The organism is Blastomonas natatoria, assembly GCF_003201955.1.
Classification (GTDB): Bacteria; Pseudomonadota; Alphaproteobacteria; order Sphingomonadales; family Sphingomonadaceae; genus Blastomonas; species Blastomonas natatoria.
In genome coordinates this window covers 125,353-147,852 of sequence record NZ_QJJM01000006.1, presented here as the reverse complement: position 1 = coordinate 147,852, position 22,500 = coordinate 125,353, and the positions used below count along the sequence as shown (strand labels likewise).

Here is a 22,500-nt window from a genome sequence, read left to right as displayed (position 1 = left end):
CAAGGAGTTTACCCCCATGGCAACCACTGCAGTCAGCGACGCGAGCTTCGAAGCCGACGTGCTGAAGTCCGACAAGCCCGTTCTGGTCGATTTCTGGGCCGAATGGTGCGGTCCGTGCAAGATGATCGGTCCGGCTCTGGAAGAGATCAGCGACGAGCTGGCCGACAAGGTGACCATCGCCAAGATCAATATCGACGACAATCCCGATGCTCCCGCGAAATACGGCGTGCGCGGCATCCCGACGATGATCCTGTTCGACAAGGGCCAGATTGTCGAAACCAAGGTCGGCGCGGCGCCCAAGAGCGCGCTCAAGAGCTGGCTCGAAGGCGCGCTTCCGGCCTGATCGCTCAGATCATGATCGCTGCCGCTCTGTCCCACATGGCGGGGCTGGCGGCGGCGAGCATGCCCTTGCGCTGGTCGCCGGGGCGATAGGGCGACCCGTCCAGCCGCGCGGCATGGCCGCCCGCTTCCAGCGTGAACAGCACGCCGGCGGCGTGATCCCAGGGCAGCGTCCGCTCGAACAGGGTCACGTCGTTCTGCCCCAGCACCAGCCGGGGATATTGCTCCGCCGCACAGCGCGGAATATCGACCATCGTGAACTTGCCTTCGATTGCTGAGGAAAGAACGCTGCGTCGCGGCTCCGGGATATACAGCGTCGAAATCGCCGCGATGGGCAGCGCTTCACCGCTCTCGCGCGCCTGAACGATCTCGTCGTTGATGAAGGCGCCGCCGCGCAGCACCGCATGGCACATGCGGTCGGCGAGCGGGTCGTAAAGCCAGCCTGCAGCCGTCTCTCCGCCCTCCACCAGCGCGATGATGATGCCGAACGGGGGATGGCCGTGCGCGAAATTATGGGTGCCGTCGATCGGGTCGATGACCCAGGCGGTGCTGTCGTTGACGCGCTCGATCAGCGCCGGGTTGGCCGCCACTGCTTCCTCGCCGACGATACTCGCCTGTGGCAGGATGGTCGCGAGCCCCGCGCTCAGCCGCTTCTCGCTCTCCTTGTCGGCGATGGTCACCAGATCGCCGGGTGTCTTCTCGACAATCTGGTGCTGCGCGAGATCCTGATAATGGTGCAGCACCACATCGCGCGCGACGGTGCGAATGACAGCCGAGACAGGGGCGTGAAGCGGATGCATGCGTTCAGCTCCGGTAATCGGCGTTGATCGAGATATAGCCATGCGTCAGGTCGCAGGTCCACACGGTGGCGCGGCCATTGCCCAGCCCGATATCGGCCTCAACCAGAATGTCGCTGCCCTTGAGATGCGCGGCAACCGGCGCTTCGTCATAGCCATGGACGACCATGCCTTCAGCTGCGACCTCTACCCCGCCGAAGCGGATCGACAGCAGGTCTCGCTCGGCAGGTTCGCCAGCCTTGCCCACCGCCATCACGACGCGGCCCCAATTGGCATCCTCGCCCGCGATCGCGGTCTTGACCAAGGGCGAATTGGCGATGGACAATGCGATGCGATGTGCGCTCTCGTCCGAGACCGCGCCGGTCACGCGCACCTCGATGAACTTGCTCGCACCCTCGCCATCGCGGACGACCAGATGCGCGAGCTGGCGGCAAAGGTCGGTGATCGCAGCGGCGAACGCATCAGCACCGGAGCTGTCCATGCTCTGCAGCCGGGCATGGTCAGCCTGGCCCGTGGCGAAAGCGAGCACGGTGTCGCTGGTCGAGGTGTCGCTATCGACGGTGATGCAACTGAAGGTTTTGGCGTTCGCGGCGCTCAGCATCTCCTGCAGCAGTGCCGGTTCAATGGCTGCATCGGTGAAAATATATCCGAGCATGGTCGCCATGTCGGGCGCAATCATGCCGGAGCCCTTGATCACGCCGACCAGATGCACCTTGGTGTCGCCGATCATCGCGCTCGTTGTCGCGGCCTTGGGAAAGGTGTCGGTGGTGCCGATCGCATCCGTCAGCGCGCTCCAGTCGCATGGGGGAGCGTCAAAGGCGGCTTCGAGTCCTGCGCGCGCCTTGTCCTGCGGCAATGGCACGCCGATCACGCCGGTGGCCGAGACAAAGATTTCCTCTGCCGCGCAATCCAGCCGCGCCGACGCGGTCTCGACCAGCAGCTGCACTGCCGCGCGGCCCTTGCCGCCGGTGAACGCATTGGAATTGCCCGCGCTGACGATCAGCGCGCGCGCATGACCCTGGGGCAGGGCGGCGCGGCACCATTCCACCTCGGGCGAGGGGCATTTGCTGGTGGTGGTGACGCCTGCGACGCTGGTTCCCGGCACCAGCTCGACATAGCTGAGATCGCAGCGGTCCCATTCCTTGTAACGCGCGCGGGCAACGCGCGGCGTGACGCCAGCGATTGCGGGCAGTTCAGGAAAGGGGAGCGCAAGTGGGGAAACAGGGTGAGTCATGTTGCCGTCCAGACCATCGAGTGACTGGTTGCGGCCCTAATCGCTATCCAGCAGAGCGCAAGGCCTTTGCCGGATGACGCGGCAAGAGCATTCGGGTTGCGTCTGCTGGAAGATAGCTGGTGCGGGCGGTCGGACTCGAACCGACACTCCTTGCGGAACCGGATTTTGAGTCCGGCGCGTCTACCATTTCACCACGCCCGCGTGTGGAGCGGAGCCTATAGCGCCTTGCCCGCGACAGGCAAGGCGCAAAAGCTGTTGCTCCAGATCGTCAAACCTTCAGATCACGCGCGATCGCCTTTTTCGTGGCATCGCCATAAGGCGGCAGGAAACCGCCGAGCTTGGCGACATCGATACGGGGCTGGCTGTAGATCGCCTTGGCATGGCTGAAGGTGCGGAAGCCATCGACGCCATGATAGGCACCCATGCCCGAAGGGCCGACGCCGCCGAACGGCAGGTCTTCCATCGCGACATGGAAGATCGTGTCGTTGAGCGTCACCCCGCCCGACACGGTGCGATCGGTCACCTTTTTCGCCTCGTCCTGATTCTCGCCGAAATAATAGAGCGCCAGCGGACGGTCGCGCCCGTTGACAAAATCGATAGCCTCATCGACCGTCGAATAGGTCTTTACCGGCAGGATCGGGCCGAAAATCTCGTCCTGCATCACCTTCATGTCGTCGGTGACGTTGCGCAATATATGCAGCGGCATCTTGCGGCTGTTCGCGGACTTGAAGTCCTCGCCCGCCGGGTTGACCTCGATCACCTCCGCGCCCTTTTCGCGCGCATCGTCGAGATATCCGGTCAGGCGCTGGTGGTGCCGCTCGTTGACCACGGCGGTGTAATCGTCATTGGTCAGCAGCGTATGATAGAGCGCAGCAGCCGACTGCTGGATGTTCTCGATGATCTCGCGCTCGTCCTCGCGCGGAACATAGAGGTAGTCCGGGGCGATGCAGATCTGTCCGGCGTTGAGCATCTTGCCCATGGTGATGCGCTGTGCAGCCTTGGCCTTGTCGGCACCGCGCCCGACGATCGCGGGCGACTTGCCACCCAGTTCCAGCGTGATCGGAACCAGATTCTTGGCCGCTGCGCGCATGATATGGTGGCCGACGCTGGTCGCCCCGGTGAACAGCAGGTGGTTGAACGGCAGCTCCGAAAAAGCCTGGCCGACCTCCGGCCCGCCGGTAAAGAACGCGACCTCGCTCGCATCGAAATAGCGCGGACCGAGCTCGGCGAGCAGGTTGGAGGTATTCTCGGTATACTCGCTGTTCTTGATCATTACTCGATTGCCGGCGGCAAGCGCGCCGATCGCAGGGGTAAGACAGAGCTGCACGGGGAAGTTCCACGGCGCGATCACGCCGACGACGCCGAGCGGCTGATATTCGACCCGCGCCCGCGCGCCGAGAAGGCCAAGCGGAAACTGGACCGGGCGCTTTTCAGGCTTGGCCCAGTCGTCCATATGCTTGAGCGCGTGGCGGGCGCAGTTGAGCACTGCGACAATATCGGTCATCTTCGACTGGTCGGCACTGCGATGACCGAAATCCTCGCTCATCGCGGCAACCAGCGCGTCGGCATTGTCGTGCACCAGCTTCATCATGCGCCGGATACGGTCCTTGCGCGCGGCCATCGGCACGGGCAGTTCGGCGAGAAACGCCTTTTTCTGCCGTTCGAGAACGTCATCCAGCTGGTCCGCCTTGAGCGGTGCGTCTGCCAAAGTCGCCATTCATCATCTCCCGGTTATCTAAGTAACACGAGGCATATCGCGATAGGTTGCGAATTGAAATGCCATTTGGCCCGAACAAGGCCAGGGCAGATTATTTCGGCGGCGTAAGCTTGAGCAGACGCCCCTGCGAACCGCGCGCGCCGTCTTCCAGCAGCCAGATGGCACCATCGGGCCCCTGTTCGACCTCGCGAATGCGGCCTTCCATCGTCCAGTTGTCAGCCTTTTCTGCATTCACGCCGTCAAGCTTTACCCGCACCAGCGCCTGCGCGCCGAGCGCGCCGATAAAGGCGCTGCCCTTCCAGGCGGGGAACAGCTCGCCCGAATAGATCATCAGGCTTCCCGGCGAGATGGCCGGGTTCCAGAAGACCTTGGGCGGCTCGAAGCCATCACCGGGGGCATGATCGGGAATGTCCTTGCCGTCATAATGGTCGCCATTCGAAACCTTGGGATAACCGTAATTGGTGCCGCGCTTGACAAGGTTGAGCTCGTCGCCGCCCTTGGGGCCCATTTCGAGTTCCCACAGATTGCCTGCGCCATCAAAGGCGAGGCCCAGCGGATTGCGATGGCCCCAGGACCAGATCTGCGCCTTGATTCGGCCCTGATCGTACATCGGATTGTCCGACGGAATCATGCCGGTTGGCGTGAGGCGCACCACCTTGCCGAGATTCTGGTCTGGATCCTGCGCCGGATCGAATTTCTGCCGCTCGCCCGACGAGATATACATCATGCCGTCGGGGCCGAAGGCGATACGATGCCCGTAATGGCCCTTGCCCGAAACCTTGGGCTCCTGCCGCCAGATCACCTGCATGTCCTTGAGCGAAGCGGCACCGTCATCGGCCATCACCAGCTTGGCGCGCGCCACGGCTGCGCCGCTGGTGTCGCCATCGCCGGCCTCGGCAAAGCTCAGATATACATAGCTGTCGTTGATGAAATCGGGCGAGAGCACGACATCGCCCAGGCCGCCCTGGCCGCCATAGGCCACGCTCGGCGTTCCGCTGACATCGACCATGCTGATCTTGCCGTCGGTGGCGAAGGTGACGAGTTTGAGCTTGCCCTTCTTCTCGGTCACCAGCGCGCGGCCATCGGGCAGAAAGGTCATGGCCCAGGGTTCGTCGAACTTTGTGATCACGGCGGTTTCAAAGGGAACGGTGTCGATCGGAGAGATTGTGGCGACCGCTTCGCTTTCGTCTCCGCTGGCCACGGCCTTGTCGCTGCTGTTGCAGGCAATCAGCGCCAGCGGCAGGGCCGCACAAAGGGTCAGTCGGTGCATCTGGTTCACTCCGTTCATCATGGATTTGATCATCGCCATCCGGGGGCAGATTGCAAACGATTCGGGTAGAGTTATTGAATGGTGCCCGGGTCTTGCGGTCGCAAGGGGCATGCGGCACAGACGCGTCATGACGACAGCGGGTTCCCCAACATTTGATAATCTGACGATTGTCGCGGGCGTCGATGAGGCGGGGAGGGGGCCGCTGGCCGGACCCGTGGTTGCTGCGGCGGTGATCCTGTGCCCGGACGGCATCACAGGCCTGGCCGATAGCAAGACTTTGGGCTTTGCACGGCGCGAGAAGCTTGAAGCGCTGATCCGCGAACATAGCGTGTTCGGCATCGGCATGGCGAGCGTCGAAGAGATCGACGCCATCAACATCCTGCAGGCGACGATGCTGGCAATGACGCGCGCGGTCGAGGCGATGGGTCAGGAACCGCACGAGGTGCTGGTCGATGGCAATCGGCTGCCCAAGTGGCGTTACAGCGCGCGCGCCATCGTCAAGGGCGATGCGCTGCACCCGTGCATCTCGGCTGCGTCGATCCTGGCCAAGCAGGAACGCGACAGGATGATGCGTGCCGCAGCGCTCGAACACCCGCATTACGGCTGGGATCGCAACATGGGTTATGGGACGGCCGAGCATATGGCGGCATTGCGGGAGCATGGCCCAACGCCGCTTCACCGTCGCAGCTTCGCTCCGGTGGCGCAGGCCTGTCTGCTTTGACACATTTTTTTGCGGCCCGAGTCTTCGCGGCAACACCACCATTGGTTGAGTCCCGGCTGGTTAACGGGACTCAACATGTGGATTTGGACTCATATTGTTCCGCATGGCAAACCCCATGTTAACCATTTGAACACCCGGATTCCCTAGGGTTTTGGCCTTGACCGATGGTCGCCAAGGACTCATTCAGGGCCTCGTTCCACGGGGTTAGCGGGGGTTTAATATGGTTCAGATCGGCGAAATGCTTGCGCCTGCAAAGCGCACAATCAAGGCGCCGCCGCGTGCCCGGGTCGCGCCGCGTCCGGCCTTGCCGCTCAACCAGATCCTCAAGGGCGACTGCATCGAGGAGATGCGCCGCCTCCCCACTGCGTCGGTCGATATGATCTTCGCCGATCCGCCGTACAACCTGCAGCTTGGCGGCGACCTCTATCGCCCCGAAGGCAGCCGCGTCGATGCGGTCGACAATGACTGGGACAAGTTCGACACCTTCGCCGCCTATGATCGCTTCACCCGTGAATGGATGACCGAGGCACGCCGCATCTTGAAGCCCGACGGCTCGCTCTGGGTGATCGGCAGCTATCACAATATCTTCCGCTGCGGCGCGACGCTGCAGGATCTGGGCTTCTGGATCCTCAACGACATCGTCTGGCGCAAGGCCAATCCGATGCCCAATTTCCGCGGCACGCGCTTTACCAACGCGCACGAGACGCTGATCTGGGCCTCGCGCGACGAGAAGTCGAAATACACGTTCAACTATCGCGCGATGAAGACGCTCAACGACGAGCTGCAGATGCGCTCCGACTGGGTGCTGCCGATCTGCGGCGGCCAGGAGCGTCTGAAGCGCGGCGGCACCAAGGCGCACCCGACGCAGAAGCCCGAGGCGCTGCTCTATCGCATCCTGCTCGCCTGTACCAATCCGGGCGATGTCGTGCTCGATCCGTTCTTCGGCACCGGCACCACCGGCGCGGTCGCCAAGCGCCTGGGACGCGACTGGATTGGCTGCGAGCGCGATCCGATCTATTGCGAGGTCGCCGAAGAGCGCATCGCCGCTGCGCTGCCGCTCGATGAATCGGGCTTGAAGACGATGCAGTCGCCCAAGAGCCAGCCGCGCGTCGCCTTCGGGACTCTGGTCGAGACCGGCTATGTGCCCGTAGGCACGAAGGTGTGCGATAAGGCGCGCAAGCATTTCGCGACGATCCGCGCCGATGGCTCGCTGCTTTCGGGCGAGCATAGCGGATCGATCCACAAGGTCGGCGCGCTGTTGCAGAACGCGCCGTCGTGCAACGGCTGGACCTGGTGGCATCTCGAGACCGATGACGGCTTGAAGCCGCTCGACAGCCTGCGCCAGACCTATCTGCTCGCCACCGAACCGTGAGCAGGCCCACGCGCGTCTATGTCCGGCCGGTCGCGCTGGCGGAAAGCCCGCAGACCTTTGACGGCGCGACGATCCGGCTGGGGCACAGCCTGGTCTGGTGCCATCTCGTCGCGCTGGAAAGCTATGAAGGCGGGCGCCTGGCCGCGCGGCAGATCGTGCCGGTCGATCGTTTTGCCGATGCGCTGAACGCGCTTCCCACCGATCAGGCCGAGCGGGCGCAAGCCCAGTTCGCCAACCTGTCGCGCGCGCATCCGCCGCTACAACTGGGCGAGCGCGTGCTGCGCTTCGACCAGCCGCAGGTCATGGGCATTTTAAATGTCACGCCCGACAGCTTTTCCGATGGCGGGCGCTTTACCGACGATCCCGCGCAGGCGGCGGACGCAGGGTTCGCGATGCTGACTGCGGGTGCATCGCTGATCGATATCGGCGGCGAATCCACCCGGCCCGACGCGCCGGTGGTATGGGAGGGCGACGAGATCGCTCGCGTCGTCCCCGCGATCCAGGCGCTGGCGCATAGCGGCGCGATCCTCTCGGTCGATACCCGCAAGGCCGCCGTCATGGAGGCGGCGCTGGAGGCTGGCGCACATATCGTCAACGATGTCTCGGCGCTGCTCTATGACACACGCGCGCTCGATGTCGTGGTGCGTTCGGGCTGCCCGGTGGTGCTGATGCATGCGCCTTCGCAAGGTGCAAACCCGCATGCGGGGGGCGGCTATGGCCATGTCGTGACCGATGTCTTCGACTGGCTGGAGGCGCGCGTCGCCGCCGTGGTTGCCGCAGGCGTGGCGCGCGAAAAGGTGATCGTCGATCCCGGAATCGGCTTCGGCAAGTCGCTCGCCGACAATCTGGCGCTGATCAACGCGCTGCCGTTGTTCCAGGCGCTCGGCCAGCCGATCCTGTTTGGCGCGAGCCGCAAGCGGATGATCGGTGCGCTATCCAACGAGGCTCCGGTCGATGCGCGGCTCGGCGGATCTATCGCGCTGGCGATGAGCGCGATCGGCAGCGGCGCGCAGATCGTCCGCGTCCATGACGTCCCCGAAACCGTCCAGGCCGCCCGCGTCTGGCGCGGCCTGCGCGATGCCGCCTTGACGGTGCCGGGGCTGGACTGACAGAGGGCGGCCATGACCAGCTTCGTCCTCTCCATCGCCATGCTGACCGCCATCGCGCTCGTCTTCGGCGCGATCGTCCTCTTCCGCCGCGGCCAGCGCAAACAGCCCGCGCTGATGCTGGTGCTGGCGGTGGTGATGATCGCGAACGTCGTGATCTGGTCGATCCCGACAAAGAACGGGCAATCGCTGGTGAAGACGGAAGCGCCGGAGTGAGCACGGGCGATCAGAAAACCTGAGCCTTGCCACCCCCGCTCATCCCTGAAACAAGTTCAGGGCAGGCTCTGAGCAGCGGGCGAAAGCCCGCGTCGTCGAAGGACCCGCGCCGACGCTGGCCATTTTGCGGGGCCTTCGACAGGCTCAGGCTGAGCGGTGGTGGTGGTTTATTGCTGCCCCGGTAACGGACAATGTAATGGGATACGTGCCCAAGCGCTGTTTACAGACGCTGCAATAATGATATTTTCAGCCACATGGCTTTTCAGCGTCCCATTGAACCAAGCGTTGCACTCGAGCGGATTTGCTTCACATTCGCTTTGGGATCGTGGCTGCTCATTGCAGCCTATTTGCTTTGGGTGGTCCACTTGGGCCACTTGGTTTTGTCCCAAGTGCCTGAGCTCATGTTGGTGGTGACTATTGCGGTCCTGCCTGCCGTCTACCTTGGGTCATGGCTGCGATACAGGCGGAACCGCAAGATTCTTGCGCTGCGTGAATACGAGCATATTTTGCGGCGTGTAACTGACAATTAGATTTCACGTCATTCAATCTGTGGCCGCTACTCATGCCTAGAAAAAGCCCCGGACATCGCTGCCCGGGGCTCCCTCATTTACCTAACGCACCACCCGCTCATTTCACATCGAACCGGTCGGCGTTCATCACCTTCACCCATGCGGCGATGAAGTCCTGGACGAACTTCAGCTCGTTGCCGTGTTCGGCATAGACTTCGGACACCGCGCGCAGTTGCGAGTTGGAGCCGAAGACCAGGTCGGTGCGCGTCGCGTGCCAGCGGGTTTCGCCGGTGGCGCGGTCGGTGCCCACGAACTCCTCGTCGCCGCTCTCGTCGACGGTCTTCCACGCCGTGCGCATGTCGAGCAGGTTGACGAAGAAATCGTTGGTCAGCAGGCCCGGACGATCGGTGAGCACGCCCTTGCTGCTGTTGCCGGCATTGGCCCCCAGCACGCGCAGACCCGCCACCAGCACCGCCATTTGCGGGATCGACAGGCCGAGCAGATGCGCGCGGTCGAGCATGATCTCCTCGGTCTTCACCGTCTGCTTGGTCGCGAGATAGTTGCGGAAGGCATCGGCGCGCGGTTCGAGCGGCTCGAAGCTCTCGGCATCGGTCTGCTCGTCGCTCGCATCGCCGCGACCGCCGAGGAACGGCACCGAGACGTCGAACCCGGCGTCACGCGCCGCCTTCTCGACCGCGGCGCTGCCCGCCAGCACGATGGCATCGGCCACCGACAGCTCGCCCCGCAACTCCTCGATCTTCGCCAGCACCGTCGCCAGCTCCGCCGGATCGTTGACCGCCCAGTCCTTTTGCGGGGCGAGACGGACGCGCGCGCCATTGGCTCCGCCGCGATGGTCGCTGCGGCGATAGGTCGAGGCCGAGGCCCAGGCCGCCTTGACCAGCGCGCTCATCGGCAGTCCGCTCGCCAGGATCGCCGACTTGAACGCCTCGACCGCCGCATCCGAGGGCTTCGAACCGGCGGGCACCGGGTCCTGCCAGATCAGGTCCTCTGCCGGGACCTCGGGGCCAAGATAGCGAACCTTGGGTCCCATGTCGCGGTGCGTCAGCTTGAACCAGGCGCGGGCAAAGGCATCGTCGAGCGCCGCCTGATCGTCGCGGAAGCGTTCGGAGATCTTGCGATATTCCGGGTCCATCTTCAGCGCCATGTCGGCGGTGGTCATCATCGTCGGCACCTTCTTGGAAGGATCGCGCGCATCGGGCGCCATGTCTTCGGGGTCCGGGTTGATCGGCTGCCATTGCTGCGCACCCGCCGGGCTGCGCACGAGCTCATAATCGTATTTGAACAGCAACCTGAAATAGTCGCCGCCCCATTGCGTGGGGTTGGGCGTCCACGCGCCTTCGATGCCCGACGTTGTGATGTGACCGCGCTCGATCTGCTCGGCATCGGTCGCCCATCCGAAGCCCATCAGGTGCAGCGCCTCGGATTCGGGTGCGCCGCTCAGCTGGTCGGGCGGCACCGCGCCATGCGCCTTGCCGAAGGCGTGACCGCCAGCGGTGAGCGCGACGGTTTCCTCGTCGTTCATCGCCATGCGCTCGAAGGTGATGCGCATGTCGCGCGCCGATTGCAGCGGGTCGGGCACGCCGCCGGGACCTTCGGGATTGACGTAGATCAGGCCCATCTGGATCGCGGCGAGCGGGGCTTCGAGCTCCCATCCCTTGTCGGGCTGGATGCGGGTTTCCGCGCCGGTATCGACCCATTCCTCCTCGGTGCCCCAATAGACATCGCGCTCGGGCTCGAACACGTCGGCGCGGCCGCCGCCAAAGCCGAAGACCGGGCCGCCCATCGATTCGATCGCGACATTGCCGGTCAGGATGAACAGGTCGGCCCAGCTGATGTGCTTGCCGTATTTCTGCTTGATCGGCCAGAGCAGGCGGCGCGCCTTGTCGAGATTGCCGTTATCGGGCCAGCTGTTGAGCGGGGCGAAGCGCTGCTGCCCGCTGCTTGATCCGCCGCGCCCGTCGGCGGTGCGATAGGTGCCGGCGGAATGCCAGGCCATGCGGATGAAGAACGGACCATAATGGCCGTAATCGGCGGGCCACCAGGGCTGCGAGTCGGTCATCAGCGCATGCAGATCGGCCTTGAGCGCCTGATAATCGAGCTGCTTGAAAGCCTCGGCATAATCATAGTCCGGCCCCATCGGATCGGGCGAGGTGCCATTCTGCGTCAGAATGTCGAGCTGCAACGCATCGGGCCACCAGTCGCGATTGGTCCGCCCGAGCAGCGCGCGAACGCCGCCGTCCCTGCCGGAAAACGGGCAGTTTCCGCCCATGCCGCTAGTTTTCATGTCCATGGCTCGTCTCCTTCATCAAACGAATGACGCTAACATAGGAAAGTTCCATGAACGGCTGAAACGATCAAACTATGTCAGTTCAATCGAAAGAGTCGATTGAAGCCGAGCAAAGGCGCAACGCGACGCTGCCCGGCAAGCCGGGTTCGTCGCGCATATCAGGATCGATACGAGGAAATGGTCGGGGAGAGAGGATTCGAACCTCCGGCCCCTGCCTCCCGAAGGCGTGGCTCCTGCCCGCACACGGCAGTTTTCGGTCACTTTCCGGCGTGAACACCCCTCACAGAGCGGTGTCTGTTCCTGTGCCGTTCACGGCCGAGGTTCACGCCTGAACCTCAACCCCTGTCTTAATGGGGGTGATCGCTGATGGCCCGCGTTCTCGTCGCCTGTGAGTTCTCCGGCATCGTCCGCCGCGCATTTGCCGCGCGCGGGTTCGACGCATGGTCCTGCGACCTGCTGCCTTCCGACGATCGCAGCAACAAGCATATCGTGGGCGATGTCCGCGACATCCTGCACGATGGCTGGGACATGCTGATTGTGGCGCATCCACCGTGCACGCGGCTCTGCAATTCCGGCGTCCGGTGGCTGTCGTCACCACCGCCAGGCAAGACGGCCGATCAGATGCGCATTGAGCTCGAGGAAGGCGCGGCGCTGTTCTCGGATATGTGGAACGCGCCGATCCCGCACGTCGCGGTCGAGAACCCGGTCATGCACAAGCACGCCAAGGCGTTGATCCGCAATTACGCCGAGCCGGCGCAATCGGTGCAGCCGTGGCAGTTCGGCCATGGTGAGACGAAACGCACCTGCCTTTGGCTGCGCAATCTGCCGCCGCTCAAGCCGACGCTGGTGGTCGAGGGCAGGGAGGCGCGGGTGCACCGCATGTCGCCCGGTCCCGACCGCTGGAAAGAACGCAGCCGGTTCTTCCCCGGAATTGCCGAGGCCATGGCCGACCAGTGGGGCGGCTACCTGAACAGCCTCGCGAGGTTCGCCGCATGACCCGCCTCGCGACCCACCCAACCGCAAGGAGTGCGCAGTAATGAGCCGTCGTGAATGGACCTTGATATTCAACTGTGGCCATGAGGGCTGCACAGAGCGGGCAACATACCGCTATCCGACCCGCCGCGATCTTGTCAGCAGTTACGAGAGCAAAAACTACAGCAACGGTCGCTGGCGCTGCGTGCGCCACACTCGCCCGAATGAAGTTCTGGGGATCGACAACCTGGCTACTTGCCACGAGACGGTTCTTGAAGAGCGCTCGTATGGCAAGTTTTGGGGCAACTCTGGATTTATCCACGGCCCCGGCTTCAAAGCGTTCGCCGACGACTTTCCACCCGGCACGAAGATCATTGTGCGGGCCGAGGTTGTTTTGCCGGATGCCCGCAAGTCCGGGAGCGTCGCATCATGACCCACAACGAACTAGCCGCCCGGATCGAGAGGGCGGAGGGGCTGATTGAAGCTCTGGCAGGCGAACATGGCTGGCGACGCCGCGAAATGCAGGCCATCGGCGCAGCGATCAGCACACGCAACTGGCAGAGCCTAGAGGCTGCTTACAACGAGTTGCGCGACAAGATGGACAACGCCATCGGCGGGGCCGCTTACCAATCGAGCGGCAGCATCGAAGCCGACAGCTTAATGGCGCTGATTGAAGGCTGCCCAGCGCGGTATTCGATGCACGGTTGCCCGATCATCACCCGCGCCGCCGCCCTACGCGCAAGGAGTGCATCATGACCGAACAGGATAAGCCGCCCATCAAATACGATGCCTTCACCAAAGACCTTGCCCGCAAGTGCGGAGATGACGTTGCAGCTGCGATCCGGCGCACCATGGCGCTGCATCCCGACCTCGACGGCAAGGTGGCCATTGCCATCATGGCGGCAGGAGTGGCCAACGCTGCTGCTGCCGGGGTGTTCTGCCAATACACCAATATCAACGATCCTGAGAGGATGGCCGACGCCCTGATCGAAATCACCAAGCCGTTTACGATTTCCGCCATCGCTGATTTGAAAGGCCCCACCACATGACCGAGCAGACAGACTGGCAGCAGTGCCGCATCGGATCGTGCCAGCGGCATCATAAGTGCATGTATCTCCCCTGCCGCAAGGGCTTTCGGAACAGGCCAGCGAAGCCCGCCACCCCAAGAAGGATGACCCCGATGAATGAACGAGAGGCGATAGTCGCTTGGCTGCGGAACAAAAGCCAAAATGCGCACAAACTTGCGGCAGATGAAACGGCCAACGGCGACCAAGAATTTGCCGCCATCTACATTCATGGCAGCGCCGCTTATGCCAACGCAGCCGACGAAATCGAGCGCGGCGACCACCTGAAAGGAAAGAGCGATGAACGATAAGCCGGAAGCCGTGGCGTGGATGTATAGCAAGCCGGGCTGCGCAGAGGAATGGTTCACGGACCCGTGGCCTGAACTGATTGAAAGAGGCTGGACCGAAACCACGCTCTATGCCCATCGCCCAGCCCAGGACGCATCCGCGCTGGTGGAGGCGGTAAGGCAGTCGCAAAAGGTGTTTGCTAAATATGCAGAAATGCACCGACGGAAATTGTCAAAAACGCGCACTAGCGAGCACCGCCAGATACTCGCCAAGATCGAGCGTAATCGCGCCATGTCCGACATTTGCCTCGCAGCCCTTTCAGCATGGGAGCAGGCCAATGGATAAGACAGCGGAACAGATCGCGGCGGGCTTTGGGCAGGACGTTGACCTGGCAGAAACCGGCCAGCCCATGTTCATCACCATCGCAGGGCGGGAGATCGTTGTCATGGATGCTGAGCCGTTCAAGGTGATGCAGAGCAAGGCTGCGGAACTCGATTGCCAGCCTGCTGTGGGTGAGGATGTGGTGGAGAGGGTGGCCAAGGCTCTTTTTGAGCATGACGAGCAATGGATGTTTGGTTCGTTCCCTGAGATCACGAGGGCATGGGGCGAATTGCCCGCAAGCTGTCAGGATGATTGGCGCAACAAAGCCCGCGCAGCCATCGCCGCCATCGCCGCCATGGGGGGAGAGGGGAAGTGAGCTGGAAGCCGGAAACCTTTAAGGTCGCGATGCCTTATGGCCCCGCAGACGTTCCTGGCTACACCTATCGAGGGCTTGGGCTGCACCTCATTATGCAGCAATCGCCCAAGGGCCGACGCCCTGCGATGTGGTCGCTGTCACACCTCGGCAGTGGTCATCGGATCGCGATTATCAACGGGAATGTGGCCACGGCCTTCCCGATCGCCAGCGAGATTGCAGAGGCGGGCGATTGGGAGTTCGACAGCCTGCATGGATGGAAGGATCGCTTTCCCGACGCGAAAGAGAAGGTTGACGAGATTTTGGCCCGGTCGAAAATCGGCAAGCGGGGTAGCGGTATCGGCTACAGCGAGGAAACCGCTCAGCAGATTGCGCAATCGCGATGGTGACCGCCGCCATGGGTGGAGAGAGGGCGTGAGCAGCGTATCCACCGCAGCGGGCATCATCGCCTTGTTGGCCTGGGCAGTGGTGCGCTATTTCCTATACTGGCTTCGCCGCCATGGGTAGCGCGGATATGGAAGGGTGGGGAAGGGTGATCAGCAGGCCACCTTGTCAGCCAGCCAGGTATTCACCCACTCGCACCAGCGCCGCGCCTGCAGATCCCGCCGCTCGCCCCAGTCCATCACGTCGCTGACCCACGCCTCGTAGATCGCTTCGGACGATTCCGCTCCCGCCGGCAGGGCAGGGCGCGGGTCCACCTGATCGGCTTGCAGCGCCATCGGCGGTGGCGGAAGGTGCTCAACGCTGGGCTTGTCCCCGCAGGCGCTCACGCTCCACCCGAGCGCGCTGACGAGCAGAAAGCCCCTGGTCCGGTATCCCCGCTGTCGCATCGTCCAATTCCTTTCGCCGGTCAATGATAGCCTGTCCCTGCGCCTTGATGGCAGCGTCTCGTTTCTCGGCCGCCGCAGCCGCCTTGACACGCCGATCAATGATCGCCGCGCTCTTGGCCTGCCACGATGCCCGCTCGACGCTGACACCCCGGTCATAGCCCCGGCAATAGGATAGCTGGCAGGCGAGAACGATGACGGCGGCCGCGATGATGTAGCGGCGCAGGGGTGTGCCCCAAGTCACTTATGCACCACCTGGGCGATATCGTTCGGCGCAAACAGGGCGGCCTTGATCAGCTTCCGCTTGGCCGAGTAGGTCCGCCAGATGCCCCAGGCCATGGGCGCGGCCACAGTGACCAGCGCGGTCAGGGCTTGCAGGGTGGCGTCGTCGATCCAGCCCTTGCCCAGAGCAAAGGCTCCGCCCGCTGCGACAAGATAGCGCAGCAGCGTGCTGACCTGCCCCTCGAGTGTGTTGTCGGTGACGATGATGGGGGTCTGTTCTGCCATGGTGATGTCCTTTCTCAGCGTTCGCGAACGGGGATAAGCATGGTGCGCTGGTCGGTCTGCCCGGCGCTGGTCGTAACCTCGCACGTGACCAGGTAGGACGAACCCGCCGTCCCGCCTGCGACCCGGAAGCGCACCACGCCTGCCGCCTGAGTGACAGCGCTGATCGTGATGTCGTCATTGTCGCACGTCACGGTCTGCGCGGTGATCGTCTCGCCATCTGCGAGCCAGGTCGACCAGTTGAGCTCGTAATCTAGCGTGGCGTCGGGATCCTTGTTCGGAGCCTTGAAGCTGTAGGTCATGCGGCAAGCCTTTCGGTGATGGTGATGCGGCGCGGTTCTGCAGGAACGGTGAAGGCGCGGGGGTCGGGTGGTACGGCGAACCGGCGCGGTTCCGGCGCGATGGTGAAGCGGACGGCCTCACGCTCGACAGTGAAGCTGCGGGACTCGCGGGCGATGGTGAACCGGCGATCGGCGTTGACCGGGGCGGGCACAATGAACGCGCCCACACCATTGGCCACTGCCAGACCCGCAGCACTACCGCTGGCCTCGGCAATCGATCTGCCTTCCCCGACGACGACGCCAAAGCCCGCCGCCACCCCAGCGCCGGTCGAATAGGCGGCGCCGACGCCCTGAACCGTTGCCGAGCCCTGCGCCTGGCCGATACCGCCCGCTATTGTGCGCGCAGTGCCCGTGACGGTTGCCTGACCCGATGCAGACCCGCTTGCCGATATGAGGGCCGTCCCGCCGCCCGTGGCCGATGCAGCGCCGTTGCTGTTTGCCGCAGCGCTCGCCCGAGCCGCGCCCATGGCGGACACTGTTGCAGCGCCAGACGATGCTCCCGCCGCGCTGGCGATTTGCCGCCCAACGCCCGCGACCGCTGCCCCTGCGCTTGCCGTGCCGGTTGACGCAGCAATCGTCCGCCCGACGCCGGACACCGTTGCCGAGCCAGATGCAGATCCTGTTGCACCGCTATTGTCGAGCGCCTGGCCGACGCCCGCGACAGTCGCAACGCCTACAGCGCTGCCAGCACCGGAAGCCCGGCTCGCGCCTGCGCCGCTGACGGTTGCCACACCCGCTGCGCTGCCCGTTGCCCCGGTGACAGCCGTTCCGCCGCCATTGATAGCCGACTGACCCGCTGCCGTGCCGATCGAAGCGAGCCGCGCGCCGCCCGTGCCTGCAACCGTGGTGACACCTGCCGACGCACCAGCTCCCGATGCACGGGATGCGCCGCCACCAGAAACGGTTGCCGCACCAGATGCGCTACCAGCCCCGCCAGCGACCGATGCGCCCGCACCGCTGACCGTCGCTGCCCCGGATGACGAACCCACCCCAGCCGCGACCGTAGGCGCTGCGCCGACGCCGCTGACCGTTGTGGAGCCGGACGCGCTGCCGGTTGCTGCTGCGATGGTCCGACCAGTGCCGGAAGCCGCTCCGATGCCTGCGGATGACCCAGCGCCCGCTACCGTCGCTGCACCTGCACCCGATACGCTGGCTGTGCCGGTTGCCGATCCAGCGCCAGAGACAATGCCGCTGCCCGCACCCGCATCTTCCAGCAGCCGAGCGCTGCCGTTCTCGAGAAGCCGGACGCTGCCGTCCTCAAGAAGTCGGCGGGTCATTTATTCAGGCTCGGCAGGGATGAACTCGCCATCCTGGTAGGTATCGCCGATGTTGACACCTTCAGGGCAGGGGACAGCCTGGTCAGCGCCGCCCCATTCGGTTTCACCGTCCCAAAGAACCACGTTGGTCACGGTCCCGTTGTCAATGACTGCATAGCGTTCCATGCCACACCTCAGAAATACGTGATGACGACAACCCTGCCGCCACCGCCATTGCCGCCCGCGCCGCTGTTGTTCCCGACACCTGCACCCCCGCCTCCGCCACCACCTGCCGGGGTCGCGCCGTTTCCGCCCGCCGTTGCCACGCCTGCGGCTGTCGAAGCGCCGCCGCCGCCACCTCCGCCGGATTGAGAAGGCAGCGCAGTACCGGCGCCGCCCGCTGTCCCGCTGATGCCGTTGCCCGCCGTTGCACCGTTGCCGGACCCCGGAGCGGTTGACGCGCGCGAAATGTTTCCATGTCCTACGCCGCCAGTCCCGCCATTACGCGCTGCAAGGCTCGTTCCCTGACCGCCGCCACCACCGCCACCGCCCCCCGCAAACACACCGATATTGCCGTTCGAGCCATTGCCGCCAGCCTGCGAGCCACCACCACCGCCGCCGCTGTTGGAGTTCCCGAAAAATCCGATCGTGGTAGTAGAACCGCCACCGCCCGCGACAGTGTTGGAGCCACCGCCGCCTTGGGCACCACCGTTCACAAAAAGGTCTGCGCCAGCACCCGTGCCACCAAAGGCGGAACCGCCGCCCGCCGTGCCACCACCGCCGTTATTGTCCGGTGTTCGGGCGGTAGCACCATTGCCACCAGCGCCGACCGTGACTGTCTCGGTTGCGCTCAGATCAGCGGCAAGAAACAAGTATTCGGCAAAGCCGCCGCCTGCACCGCCGCCACCGCCACCCGCTGCTGTGCCCGCTGACGATGCGCGACCCGAACCGCCGCCACCACCGCCACCCCAGGCGCGCACCAGAACCAGCTTTGCGCCGGTCGGTTTGTTCCACGTGCCGGAAGAGTCGAACACTTGGACGTTTGGACTGGCGAACGCCGCAATTGCGGGACCGCCAACGCGCTTGTTGGTGCCGCCCTGCACAACCTCGAACTGATCCGCCGCATCGAGCGGCAGTGTCGCCGGGTCGAGGTCGGTGATCTTCTGATCGACCATCGACTATCAGTCCTCGGTGATCGTGGTGCCGGTCGTGATGCGCGGCGTGACCCCGGTGTTGCTGATAACGATCGTGGGTGACAGAGCGCCCTTGTAGAGAACCTTGCCTGTGCCGGTGGAAGCCGTGCCGATCGCGAAGTTCGTGGCGGTCTGCGGCAGGTTGGTGGCGTTGGTCGGATTGGCAAAGTCGATGTTCGCTGCAGGGCTGACGCTGTTGCCGGTCACGGTCCAGCCACCCGAGTTCCGGTTCACACCGATGCGCGCATAGCCGGTGTAATTGCACTCGCTGGTCGTCTGGCTTCCCGCCTCGCCAGGGTCCGCGGTGTGCAGGCTGACGAACAGCTGCGTCAGCGGCGCGCTTGCTGCATTGTCCGCGATATTGCCGATCGGGGTGGCGTTGAAGATCAGCGCCAGCAGGTCGTTCTCGAACGTATTGCCTTTGGACATGGGTGTTCCTTTCGGTGATCAGGCACCCGCCGCCAGAAGCGCGGCGACGGTGCGGTTGAAACGGGCAGTGCGGTCGGCGAGGCCGTGGGTGCCGCCATTGATGCGGCGGGTTTCATCCTCGACGCCGGGCGTATCGGCGAGGCGATTGAGGTCGTTGACGTTCCAGAACCAGGCCGCAGACATGACCCCGCCCTCGAGCGTGCGACCATAGGTCAGCGCCTGGTCGACGGTCATGCCCATAGCGTCGGCAAAGCCGGTCCAGTTGGAGCGCCCGGTCAGCTGCATCGGGCCCGCGCCGCGGAACTTCCAGCCATCGCCGGAAATCTCGGGGCCGTTGCCCATGCGCCCGGCATAGACGCGGTTCGCCAGCTTCTCGGGATTGCGCGCATAGGGCTCGGCACGGGCGATCGTTGGGAAGCGAGACTTCCACACCTCGGTCAGTCGCCTCGCGCTGTAATTCAGGTTCTCCTCGCGCCCTTCCTTCAGGCTGGATTCGTGGGCCATCTGACTGATGAAGGCCGCCACGCGCCGCACGGTGTTGATGTCGAACCGCTTGCAGGCCCGCTGGATCGGCTCGACCCAGGGCGCCAGCTGCGCCTCGGTGCGCTCCGGGCAGGCCACGCGCAGCAGCTGCACGTCGATCTTGCCAATCACGCCGGAATAGACGGGCGCTGCAGGAACGGGGCACACGCGATCAAACGCGGCAGCGGCCGCGCGGAACACATCGTTGATGCTCATCGCCCGGTTTCCTTGTCCATGCGTTCCTTCAGCGCGATCGTGTTGCTGTCGATCCGCTCGAGCCTGACCAGGATCTGCGTCATCTCTGCCGCCCGCGCCCGCTCCGCCGCCTCGATCGCGACGATGCGGCGATCATGGTCCTGATGCGATTGCCACAGCGCGCCGCCGCCGAAGACGATGCTGAGGATGTTGATGATTAGCGCCGCTGCGGCGATCCACTCTGCGCGTTGCACTTGGGCTCCTGTGGTGTTTGGCATGGTCAGGCCAGGCCAAGCTGTTCGACCGCAGCGCGGCCATATTGCTGAAGCTCGAAGATGCCGGGGTGATTGCCGCCTGCGCCGATATTGGTGGAGCAAAGCGCCTCGGCGGGCATACCCATAGCACCGAGATTGCGATCATCGGCAATCGCCGTCGTGCTGATGAAGGCCGCGCCCGAGTCCATGGCGGCGGCTTCCAGAGCGTCGCAGGTGTAGCGCCAGTTGCTCACACTTTCGTCTGCATGAGGCCGGGGGCAACCCATGACGATCGGGATCGCACCCTCGGCCTGAAACTGCCCGGCCATGTTGACGATGTTTGCATAGGTCGATGTGCTGCCGCGTTCGTTCATGCCGAAGGCGATCACGACGGCATCAAGGGATGCAGCCAGCGGCACGGCGATGCGGGCAGGCCACAGGCCGTTATTATCGCTGTTCGCGCTAGTCGTGCCGCCGATGCCGTAATTCAGATAATCGACAACATCAGCGCCCGCGATCGCATCGAGCGCGGCCTTGATCGACCAGTTCCAGCCAATCTTGGTGTGGACCTGGCCGGATCCGTCGCCGAAATCGAACAGCGGCAACAGCGCGAGCGTGTCGCTGGGATAGGCCGAGAAATATACCGAGCGCCTGTCGCGCCACTCCCCATTCGCCGCATAACGCACCGCCGAATCGCTGGGCGCCCCCGTCTGCAGGGCAGTGATGCTGTCGCCATAGCCGCCCCAGTTGATCGCATCGCCGCGCATCGCCTTGCCGATCACGGGGCGCAACAGGCCACGATTGCGCTCGACATGACGCGCCATGTTTCCTTCCTGGCCAATCTTGATCAGGCCACGGAACTGCGCGCAGTTGACCGCCCCGACCGCGCCACTGTCGCGGACAAGCGCGCGGGCAAGCAGGATCTTGCCGGCAGGCGTGGCTGGCAGATACTCGATCGCGTCGAGCTCCTCGTCGCGCTGCTCGGTTGCCTCTGTCGAAATCGCCCCGGTAAGCCGGTCAGCGTAAACCCCGAACGCCCACTCCTTGCCAGCGGCAGCGGCGGTGAATGTCACAGTGTCGCTGACAGCCACCTCATTGCCGTTCGCAAACAGCTTGCCCGAGACGGTCAGATTGTTGCCGACCAGCGCGACATCAACGCTGGCGCTGCGGAACGGATCAGCTTTGACCGCTCCGGCACCGGTATCGAACAGCTCCGTCGTCACCGCAAAGGCCGGGCGGATGGCGATGATGGGGATGGCTTCCCAAAAACCGGCGGCTTGTCCCTCAAAGCGATACCAGCCATACTGATATTGCTGGGTCGCACCGCTTACCGGGCCGTGCGACAGATTGTTATACTGCGGTACATCCGAATTGTTGACGGCGACCACATCGAAAATCAGCAACGTGCCATCCGGCGCCGTCTGGCCGCCGAGCGGGATCGTCGCGACACCGCCGACGCCGGACACCAGACCGACATCGGCAAGCGTGAATTCGCGCGTGTCAATAACCGTGTCGCCAGCATTGCCCGGCTGGCTGTTGAGCCATGCGTCGGTGCTCAACCTGCTGGAACGCTTGACGATGATCTTGGTCGCCGCGCTGCTGGTAAACGTGAAGGGAACCAGCAGGGTGGCAAGAGGCGTGTCGGCGGGCACATCTTCGCCGCCCATTACGGCAATCGCAAGGTTCGTGCTGTTGCCGGTATTGTAATTGCCCGCTGCCGGGCGATCGACTGCGGTCGTGATGATGGTGTCGAAGCTCGCTTTCACCTTGGCGTTGGTAAGGGTCGCGTCTGCCAGCAGGTCGGCGGCCTCTGCTGCGCTGGATGCTGCGGCATCGGCTGCGGATTCGGCCTGCAGGACAAGCGTTCCCGCGACATCGGCACCGGCCCCGATAATGACCGGCTTCGAGCCGCGCCCGTCGATGATGGCAATCGTCATATGGTCACACCTGGCTTGATGGTGAATGTGCCTTCGCAGTAGACGCGCTTGGGTTCGCCGCTGGGCGTGATGTGCAGGTCGTAGTGCAGCACCAGCGGCTTGTCGGTCGGCGTCCCGAGGTCGAGCCCCTCGATCGTCGCCTCGTCGATCTGGATCATCACCTTGGTTGCAGGCGCGGTGGCTGGCTGGCCCTGCGCGTCGACATAGGCATAGGCTGCGTCATAGGTCGCGCTGATGCCCTGAGAACCCGCTGTTGCGCCCGTGATCGAGAGAATGGCCGTCCCGGTGTCGCCGGGGTTCTGCCGCAAATCCATCTTGAAGGCCGCGCCGGACCAGTTCGGTCCGATGATGACCAGCGTCGCCCCGTCAGGATCGAGGAACGGGACGCGCTTATAGGCGAGCAGGGGAAGGTTCACGGCCATGCTGCATGACTTA

30 protein-coding genes and 1 tRNA gene are annotated in these 22,500 nt (G+C 64.0%); 13 read left to right on the top strand and 18 right to left on the bottom strand.

Features of this window, described 5'->3' with window-relative positions:
- Window positions 1-16: 16 nt before the first annotated feature.
- Window positions 17-343 carry a thioredoxin gene (gene trxA / locus C7451_RS09345; RefSeq protein WP_023839553.1) on the top strand — a complete coding sequence of 109 codons (327 nt, stop codon included), beginning with the start codon at window positions 17-19 and terminating at the stop codon, window positions 341-343.
- Between the two features lie 4 nt (window positions 344-347).
- On the opposite strand, the gene C7451_RS09340 is transcribed toward trxA, so the two are convergent.
- The 5 genes from C7451_RS09340 to C7451_RS09320 all read right to left on the bottom strand — a co-directional run bounded on the left by C7451_RS09340 (window position 348) and on the right by C7451_RS09320 (window position 5,378).
- Window positions 348-1,139, bottom strand: a complete 792-nt coding sequence (locus C7451_RS09340; RefSeq protein WP_110298692.1) for an inositol monophosphatase family protein — start codon at window positions 1,137-1,139, stop codon at window positions 348-350.
- Between the two features lie 4 nt (window positions 1,140-1,143).
- Complete coding sequence (gene argJ / locus C7451_RS09335; RefSeq protein ID WP_110298691.1) at window positions 1,144-2,370, bottom strand: bifunctional glutamate N-acetyltransferase/amino-acid acetyltransferase ArgJ; 1,227 nt, start codon at window positions 2,368-2,370, stop codon at window positions 1,144-1,146.
- A 117-nt stretch (window positions 2,371-2,487) separates the two neighbouring features.
- A tRNA-Leu gene (locus C7451_RS09330) sits at window positions 2,488-2,571 on the bottom strand.
- Window positions 2,572-2,638: 67 nt separating this feature from the next.
- On the bottom strand, window positions 2,639-4,087 hold the full coding sequence (locus C7451_RS09325) for a coniferyl aldehyde dehydrogenase (protein ID WP_110298690.1): 1,449 nt from the start codon (window positions 4,085-4,087) through the stop codon (window positions 2,639-2,641).
- A gap of 91 nt (window positions 4,088-4,178) precedes the next feature.
- Window positions 4,179-5,378 carry a PQQ-dependent sugar dehydrogenase gene (locus C7451_RS09320; RefSeq protein ID WP_244181755.1) on the bottom strand — a complete coding sequence of 400 codons (1,200 nt, stop codon included), beginning with the start codon at window positions 5,376-5,378 and terminating at the stop codon, window positions 4,179-4,181.
- Window positions 5,379-5,484: 106 nt separating this feature from the next.
- On the opposite strand from C7451_RS09320, the gene C7451_RS09315 reads away from it, so the two are divergent.
- The 4 genes from C7451_RS09315 (at window position 5,485) to C7451_RS09300 (ending at window position 8,772) form a co-directional block, all read left to right on the top strand.
- Window positions 5,485-6,078, top strand: a complete 594-nt coding sequence (locus C7451_RS09315; protein WP_110298689.1) for a ribonuclease HII — start codon at window positions 5,485-5,487, stop codon at window positions 6,076-6,078.
- Window positions 6,079-6,307: 229 nt separating this feature from the next.
- Window positions 6,308-7,450 carry a site-specific DNA-methyltransferase gene (locus tag C7451_RS09310; RefSeq protein ID WP_425266475.1) on the top strand — a complete coding sequence of 381 codons (1,143 nt, stop codon included), beginning with the start codon at window positions 6,308-6,310 and terminating at the stop codon, window positions 7,448-7,450.
- Window positions 7,447-8,559 carry a dihydropteroate synthase gene (folP, locus tag C7451_RS09305; protein WP_110298688.1) on the top strand — a complete coding sequence of 371 codons (1,113 nt, stop codon included), beginning with the start codon at window positions 7,447-7,449 and terminating at the stop codon, window positions 8,557-8,559. The genes C7451_RS09310 and folP overlap by 4 nt, the downstream gene beginning before the upstream one ends.
- 12 nt (window positions 8,560-8,571) lie before the next feature.
- Window positions 8,572-8,772, top strand: coding sequence for a hypothetical protein (locus C7451_RS09300; RefSeq protein ID WP_110298687.1), 201 nt, complete (start codon window positions 8,572-8,574; stop codon window positions 8,770-8,772).
- A gap of 627 nt (window positions 8,773-9,399) precedes the next feature.
- Here C7451_RS09300 and katG read toward each other — a convergent pair.
- On the bottom strand, window positions 9,400-11,592 hold the full coding sequence (katG, locus tag C7451_RS09290; RefSeq protein ID WP_110298685.1) for a catalase/peroxidase HPI: 2,193 nt from the start codon (window positions 11,590-11,592) through the stop codon (window positions 9,400-9,402).
- A 363-nt stretch (window positions 11,593-11,955) separates the two neighbouring features.
- Here katG and C7451_RS09285 point away from each other — a divergent pair, with 363 nt between their 5' ends.
- From C7451_RS09285 to C7451_RS09255, 8 genes are all read left to right on the top strand, one after another.
- A complete protein-coding gene (locus tag C7451_RS09285) occupies window positions 11,956-12,585 on the top strand; it encodes a hypothetical protein (protein ID WP_110298684.1) in 630 nt (209 codons plus the stop codon).
- A gap of 40 nt (window positions 12,586-12,625) precedes the next feature.
- Complete coding sequence (locus C7451_RS19775; protein ID WP_146215332.1) at window positions 12,626-12,994, top strand: hypothetical protein; 369 nt, start codon at window positions 12,626-12,628, stop codon at window positions 12,992-12,994.
- Entirely contained in the window at window positions 12,991-13,317 is a 327-nt protein-coding gene (locus C7451_RS09280) for a hypothetical protein (protein ID WP_110298683.1), read from the top strand. Before C7451_RS19775 ends, C7451_RS09280 begins: the two co-directional genes overlap by 4 nt.
- Window positions 13,314-13,610, top strand: coding sequence for a hypothetical protein (locus C7451_RS09275; protein ID WP_110298682.1), 297 nt, complete (start codon window positions 13,314-13,316; stop codon window positions 13,608-13,610). The genes C7451_RS09280 and C7451_RS09275 overlap by 4 nt, the downstream gene beginning before the upstream one ends.
- A 131-nt stretch (window positions 13,611-13,741) precedes the next feature.
- The gene (locus C7451_RS09270; RefSeq protein ID WP_146215331.1) at window positions 13,742-13,936 is read left to right on the top strand and encodes a hypothetical protein; all 195 of its coding nucleotides are present in this window, start codon (window positions 13,742-13,744) and stop codon (window positions 13,934-13,936) included.
- Window positions 13,926-14,258, top strand: coding sequence for a hypothetical protein (locus C7451_RS09265; RefSeq protein ID WP_110298680.1), 333 nt, complete (start codon window positions 13,926-13,928; stop codon window positions 14,256-14,258). The genes C7451_RS09270 and C7451_RS09265 overlap by 11 nt, the downstream gene beginning before the upstream one ends.
- Window positions 14,251-14,610 carry a hypothetical protein gene (locus C7451_RS09260; RefSeq protein WP_110298679.1) on the top strand — a complete coding sequence of 120 codons (360 nt, stop codon included), beginning with the start codon at window positions 14,251-14,253 and terminating at the stop codon, window positions 14,608-14,610. The genes C7451_RS09265 and C7451_RS09260 overlap by 8 nt, the downstream gene beginning before the upstream one ends.
- Window positions 14,607-14,996 (top strand): hypothetical protein, encoded by a 390-nt coding sequence (locus tag C7451_RS09255; RefSeq protein WP_110298678.1) that lies wholly within the window; start codon window positions 14,607-14,609, stop codon window positions 14,994-14,996. Before C7451_RS09260 ends, C7451_RS09255 begins: the two co-directional genes overlap by 4 nt.
- Window positions 14,997-15,143: 147 nt before the next feature.
- Here C7451_RS09255 and C7451_RS09250 read toward each other — a convergent pair whose 3' ends face one another.
- Genes C7451_RS09250 through C7451_RS09200 form a run of 12 tightly spaced genes read right to left on the bottom strand, consistent with a single transcriptional unit; the run spans window position 15,144 to window position 22,481 of the window.
- Window positions 15,144-15,326 (bottom strand): hypothetical protein, encoded by a 183-nt coding sequence (locus C7451_RS09250; RefSeq protein ID WP_110298677.1) that lies wholly within the window; start codon window positions 15,324-15,326, stop codon window positions 15,144-15,146.
- 19 nt (window positions 15,327-15,345) lie between these two features.
- The gene (locus C7451_RS09245) at window positions 15,346-15,678 is read right to left on the bottom strand and encodes a hypothetical protein (protein WP_110298676.1); all 333 of its coding nucleotides are present in this window, start codon (window positions 15,676-15,678) and stop codon (window positions 15,346-15,348) included.
- Window positions 15,675-15,941, bottom strand: a complete 267-nt coding sequence (locus C7451_RS09240) for a Pam3-gp28 family putative phage holin (RefSeq protein ID WP_110298675.1) — start codon at window positions 15,939-15,941, stop codon at window positions 15,675-15,677. Before C7451_RS09240 ends, C7451_RS09245 begins: the two co-directional genes overlap by 4 nt.
- A 14-nt stretch (window positions 15,942-15,955) precedes the next feature.
- Window positions 15,956-16,240: a phage fiber-tail adaptor protein gene (locus C7451_RS09235; protein WP_110298674.1), complete on the bottom strand. Its 285-nt coding sequence runs from the start codon at window positions 16,238-16,240 to the stop codon at window positions 15,956-15,958.
- A complete protein-coding gene (locus C7451_RS09230) occupies window positions 16,237-17,556 on the bottom strand; it encodes a beta strand repeat-containing protein (protein ID WP_110298673.1) in 1,320 nt (439 codons plus the stop codon). The genes C7451_RS09235 and C7451_RS09230 overlap by 4 nt, the downstream gene beginning before the upstream one ends.
- Window positions 17,557-17,721, bottom strand: coding sequence for a hypothetical protein (locus C7451_RS19960; RefSeq protein WP_167398496.1), 165 nt, complete (start codon window positions 17,719-17,721; stop codon window positions 17,557-17,559). It lies immediately after the preceding gene.
- Between the two features lie 8 nt (window positions 17,722-17,729).
- Window positions 17,730-18,710, bottom strand: a complete 981-nt coding sequence (locus C7451_RS20385; protein ID WP_208625176.1) for a hypothetical protein — start codon at window positions 18,708-18,710, stop codon at window positions 17,730-17,732.
- 6 nt (window positions 18,711-18,716) lie between these two features.
- On the bottom strand, window positions 18,717-19,157 hold the full coding sequence (locus C7451_RS09220; RefSeq protein WP_110298672.1) for a phage tail fiber protein: 441 nt from the start codon (window positions 19,155-19,157) through the stop codon (window positions 18,717-18,719).
- 18 nt (window positions 19,158-19,175) lie between these two features.
- Entirely contained in the window at window positions 19,176-19,895 is a 720-nt protein-coding gene (locus tag C7451_RS09215) for a glycoside hydrolase family 19 protein (RefSeq protein WP_208625175.1), read from the bottom strand.
- Window positions 19,892-20,128 (bottom strand): hypothetical protein, encoded by a 237-nt coding sequence (locus C7451_RS09210; RefSeq protein WP_110298671.1) that lies wholly within the window; start codon window positions 20,126-20,128, stop codon window positions 19,892-19,894. The genes C7451_RS09215 and C7451_RS09210 overlap by 4 nt, the downstream gene beginning before the upstream one ends.
- Before the next feature lie 26 nt (window positions 20,129-20,154).
- The gene (locus C7451_RS09205) at window positions 20,155-22,065 is read right to left on the bottom strand and encodes an SGNH/GDSL hydrolase family protein (RefSeq protein ID WP_110298670.1); all 1,911 of its coding nucleotides are present in this window, start codon (window positions 22,063-22,065) and stop codon (window positions 20,155-20,157) included.
- Window positions 22,062-22,481: a hypothetical protein gene (locus C7451_RS09200; protein WP_146215330.1), complete on the bottom strand. Its 420-nt coding sequence runs from the start codon at window positions 22,479-22,481 to the stop codon at window positions 22,062-22,064. Before C7451_RS09200 ends, C7451_RS09205 begins: the two co-directional genes overlap by 4 nt.
- Window positions 22,482-22,500: the final 19 nt, after the last annotated feature.